This is a genomic window from Pseudomonas sp. (genome assembly GCF_050739995.1).
In the GTDB taxonomy this organism is placed as follows: domain Bacteria; phylum Pseudomonadota; class Gammaproteobacteria; order Pseudomonadales; family Pseudomonadaceae; genus Aquipseudomonas.
Genome location: NZ_JBOICG010000655.1, coordinates 1 through 4,582 on the forward strand (window position 1 = coordinate 1; position 4,582 = coordinate 4,582).

The following is a 4,582-nucleotide window of genomic DNA, read 5'->3' on the forward strand; positions in this document are numbered from 1 at the left end:
GACCTAGATGACGTTGATCACAACCATCGAAGACTTACGCAAGCTGGCGCAAAAACGTGTCCCACGGATGTTCTACGATTACGCCGATTCCGGTTCCTGGACTGAAAGCACCTACCGGGCCAACGAAGGCGATTTTGCCCAGATCAAATTCCGCCAGCGCGTGGCGCGCAATATCGATCAGCGCTCGATCCGCACGACGATGATCGGTCAGGACATGGCCATGCCAGTGGCCCTGGCGCCAACCGGGCTGGCGGGCATGCAGCATGCCGACGGCGAGATTCTCACCGCACGCGCCGCTGCCGCATTCGGCCTGCGCTACACCTTGTCGACCATGAGCATCTGTTCCCTCGAAGATATTGCCGAGCACGTCGGCCAGCCGTTCTGGTTCCAGCTGTATGTAATGCGTGATCGAGGGTTTATCGAACAATTGATCGAGCGCGCCAAGGCCGCTGGCGTTGATGCACTGGTGCTGACGCTTGACTTGCAGATCCTTGGGCAGCGTCACAAAGACTTGATCAACGGCCTGTCGGCGCCGCCCAAATTGACCCTGCCGAATATCCTCAACATGGCGACCAAACCGCGTTGGGTGATGGGCATGCTTGGTACGAAACGCCGGGGCTTCGGCAACATTGTCGGGCACGTAAAAGGCGTGGCGAACATGAGTTCGCTGTCGTCATGGACCGCCCAGCAATTCGACCCACGCCTGAGCTGGGACGATGTGGAATGGATCAAGAAATGCTGGGGTGGCAAGTTGATTATCAAGGGCATCCTCGATGTGGAAGACGCACGCCTGGCGGCAAACGCCGGTGCCGATGCGCTGGTGGTGAGCAACCACGGTGGCCGGCAGTTAGATGGTGCACCATCGAGCATCAGCCAATTGCCGGCAATTGTGGAGGCGGTAGGCAACCGGATTGAAGTGTGGCTCGACGGTGGCATTCGCTCCGGTCAGGACGTGCTCAAGTCCGTAGCATTGGGTGCTAGAGGCACGATGATCGGTCGCCCCCATTTGTACGGTTTGGGCGCCATGGGTGAGGCGGGTGTGACCAAGGCCCTCGACATCATCGCTCGTGAGTTGGACGTGTCGATGGCGCTGTGTGGCTATAACGATATACGTGATGTGAATCGCGAGATTTTGCTGCCGGGCACCTTTCCCGAAGGGAATTACTGAGCAAAAAAAACGTAAAAAAGTAAAAAGAGTTGTCCACGAAAACCGTGGGTATCTCTGTGGATAACTTTGCAAAGACCCGGCTGGGTTGGCGATTTAACCTGCGGTTAATATTTGATCAACTGGCGGCGAGGGCCAGTATGGGCTGGGTTTGCGCTTGACACGCAAGCGCGAACCCAGTGCCGAAATGCGTTTTCAAGAGTCGCTGTTGGGCGCAGTGGAGTGTGTGACAACCTGGGGTGATGCCTTCGCTTGCATCAGCTTGTCCAGCGCCTGGCCATAGCTGCGCCCCGCCAAACTCATGCTGTTGTTGTGGGTGGCGCCGGGCACCAGCAGCAGTCGCTTGGGCTCCCGGGCCGCTTCGAATAATTGTTCGCTGAAACGTGGTGGCACGTACTGGTCGGCAAGGCCGTGGACGACTAGCAGCGGCATGTGTACGTCGGCAATCTTGTCGATGGAATCGAACTTCTGCGACAGCAGCCAGCGCACTGGCAGCGAAGTGTTGGCCACGGCCGTCGCTGCATCTCCCAGGGAGGTGAACGTTGACTCGATCACCAACCCACGCACGGGGATCGGTGTTTGCCGGCTCAATTCGGCCGCCAGGTCAATTGCCACTGCGCCACCCAGGGAGTGCCCGTAGATAAGGCGCTTGCTCGGGTCGGGCTGCAGCACTTTGAGGCGTTCCCAGGCGATGCGCGCGTCGGCGTATACGCTGGTTTCCGACGGCAGATCACCGTGGCTCTGGCCGAAGCCGCGATAGTCGATGGCCAGCACCGAATACCCCAGGGCATGCAATTGCTCGATGCGGAACAACTGGCCGGTGAGGTTCCAGCGCACACCGTGCAGGTAGAGAATCGCCGGCGCATCCTTCTTGTCCGCGGGGTACCACCAGCCATGAATATTCTGCCCTGACTTGAAACTGGCGGGCTTGATGTCGAATTCCTGCACCGCCTTGGGCAGCCCGGTATACCAGCCGGCCGTGCCCGGTTCGATGCGAAACACCAGCTCGCGCTCCTTGTGTTGCAATACGGCGCAACCCACCGGCAGGCCAACGATCAACAACGCCATGCACAGCAGGGGAAACCAGCGCAGGCCGAGGCGAGACAGAAAACGAGAAGACATGAAGGTTCCAGGGCTAAAGCGAAGCAGGGGTTTTACCAGATGGCTAATCGGGTAAGGAATTAATTCGACAGTCGTGCGTGGGTATTGCTTGCAAAGTGTTACATCGCAGCCACCAACTGAACCCGATTACGCCCCTGCGCCTTGGCCAGGTACAGCGCCTGGTCAGCCTGGGACAGTAAGTGCGAGAGGTCGTGGCCGGCTTGGTCGGTGGTGACGATGCCGATGCTGACACTCAGGAAGCCGGGCGCCAACAGATCGAGCCGGGCAAACGCCTGGCGGATCCGCTCGGCGGCTTGGAAGGCCTGGGTTTCATCGCTGTCGGCGAGCAGGCAGGCAAACTCTTCACCGCCAATGCGCGCGAACACATCATCTTTGCGCAAGGTGGCCTGGGTCACTTGGCTGAAGGCGATCAGCGCCTGGTCGCCCATGGGGTGGCCGAAGCTGTCGTTCAGACGTTTGAAGTGGTCCAGGTCGCACAGCAGCAGGGCCACTTTGTGCTGGCGACGATTGCTGTCGGCCAGCAGTTTTTCACCCTTGAGCATAAACGCGCGGCGATTGCCGATACCGGTGAGGGCATCGCTGAGCGCGGCGGCCTTGAAGCGCAGTTCGGCGCGCTCCTTGACCATCGCCAGGGTGACGTAGGCGATGCCGATGGCATACAGCATCGATTCAAACAGCATGAACGAGAAAAACGGTACGCCTTCACCGCCCGAGGCTTGGGCGCTTTTGATCGGCATGCCGGGGTCGGCGATGGCGCGAATGCCGTAAAACGCTGTGTGCAACAGCATCAGCACCAACGCGGGCACATAGGCGACTTCCAGGCTGTCGCGCCGGCGCCACAATTCCAGTGCCGACAGCACGCCATAACTGGTGGCCAGCAGCGAATACAGCGTGACCCGAGCCGTCAGCGACCCGTAGAACTGCGGCACCAGGCACATCAACAGCCACACACCGGCACCGGCAAAGATCCCCGGCACGTTGGGTTTGCGTTGCACGAACGCGCGCATGGCGGTCCAGTTCATCGCTGCACTGAGCAGCAGCACCACATTGCCCAGGATCAGCGCGACAAAGTCCATGCCCACGCCGCGCACCACAATCAGCCCGGTGCCGAGGGAGGCGAGCAGCAACATGATGCCCAAGTAACCCAGGGTCGGTTCGCGGCCACGGCTCCAGGCATGCACTGTGAGCATGCCCATCAGGCAGAACACGAACACGGCGACTGTCAGTAGCGTCGGGATGTGCAACATCATTTCCTTGACCCTGGAGAGAGATCCTTCGTGGAGCGCGATTGTAGCGATATCCGCGACAACCCGTGACTTCCCGTCAACTTGACGTTGGCCCGCGCTCGAGAACATGCTCGCGCTCCCACGTACAGAGGCCCGACCATGGACAACAGCCCCGTTCGCATCACCGCCGAAGAAACCCTTTCGAAAAACTGGTACCTGCTGAAAAAATACAGCTTCGACCTGCGCCGCCAGGACGGCAGCTGGCAAGCCCAGACCCGTGAGGTGTATGACCGCGGCAATGGCGCGACCATCCTGCTGTACAACCGTACGCAACGTACGGTGTTGCTGATCCGTCAGTTCCGCATGCCCACCTTCGTCAACGACTACCATGGCTACCTGATCGAAGCGGCAGCCGGCTTGCTCGACAACGCCAGCCCCGAAGAACGCATTCGCCTGGAAGCCGAAGAAGAGACCGGCTACCGCGTCGGCCACGTGGAAAAGATCTACTCGGCATTCATGAGCCCAGGCTCGGTGACCGAGCGCATTCACTTCTTTATCGGCGAATACCAGCCGGCGGATCAGGTCGGCACGGGCGGCGGCCTGGAAGAAGAGGGCGAAGACATCGAAGTGCTGGAGCTGGGGTTCGAACAGGCGCTGGCGATGGTGCAGAGTGGGGAGATTGTGGATGGCAAGACCATCATGCTGTTGCAGTATTTGGAGTTGCGGATGTTGAAAGAGGGTTGGTGAACCCTTCCGACGGGCGCCAACACCGATCAACTGTGGGAGCAGGCAAGCCAGCTCCCACATTTGATCTCTGTCGCTGGCGAACACGCGCCAGGACACGATGTTCCCCAAACACCGCCAATCTCCTGTGGGAGCTGTCGAGCTTTAGCGAGGCTGCGAAGGCGGCAGCACAGGCGACCTATTCATCGGCAGTACCGCCGCCATCGCAGGCAAGCCAGCTCCCACATTTGATCTCTGTCGCTGGCGAACACGCGCCAGGACACGATGTTCCCCAAACACCGCCAATCTCCTGTGGGAGCTGTCGAGCTTTAGCGAGGCTGCGAAG

General features: G+C 59.9%; 4 protein-coding genes. 2 read left to right on the forward strand and 2 right to left on the reverse strand.

What is annotated here, in order from left to right; all coding sequences use genetic code 11:
* The first annotated feature begins 7 nt into the window (after positions 1-7).
* The gene (locus ACRESD_RS22110; RefSeq protein ID WP_431752853.1) at positions 8-1,168 is read left to right on the forward strand and encodes an alpha-hydroxy acid oxidase; all 1,161 of its coding nucleotides are present in this window, start codon (positions 8-10) and stop codon (positions 1,166-1,168) included.
* A 192-nt stretch (positions 1,169-1,360) separates the two neighbouring features.
* On the opposite strand, the gene ACRESD_RS22115 is transcribed toward ACRESD_RS22110, so the two are convergent.
* A complete protein-coding gene (locus ACRESD_RS22115) occupies positions 1,361-2,287 on the reverse strand; it encodes an alpha/beta hydrolase (RefSeq protein ID WP_431752854.1) in 927 nt (308 codons plus the stop codon).
* A gap of 98 nt (positions 2,288-2,385) precedes the next feature.
* Complete coding sequence (locus ACRESD_RS22120; protein ID WP_431752855.1) at positions 2,386-3,537, reverse strand: diguanylate cyclase domain-containing protein; 1,152 nt, start codon at positions 3,535-3,537, stop codon at positions 2,386-2,388.
* A 135-nt stretch (positions 3,538-3,672) separates the two neighbouring features.
* On the opposite strand from ACRESD_RS22120, the gene ACRESD_RS22125 reads away from it, so the two are divergent.
* A complete protein-coding gene (locus ACRESD_RS22125) occupies positions 3,673-4,260 on the forward strand; it encodes an NUDIX domain-containing protein (RefSeq protein WP_431752856.1) in 588 nt (195 codons plus the stop codon).
* Positions 4,261-4,582: the final 322 nt, after the last annotated feature.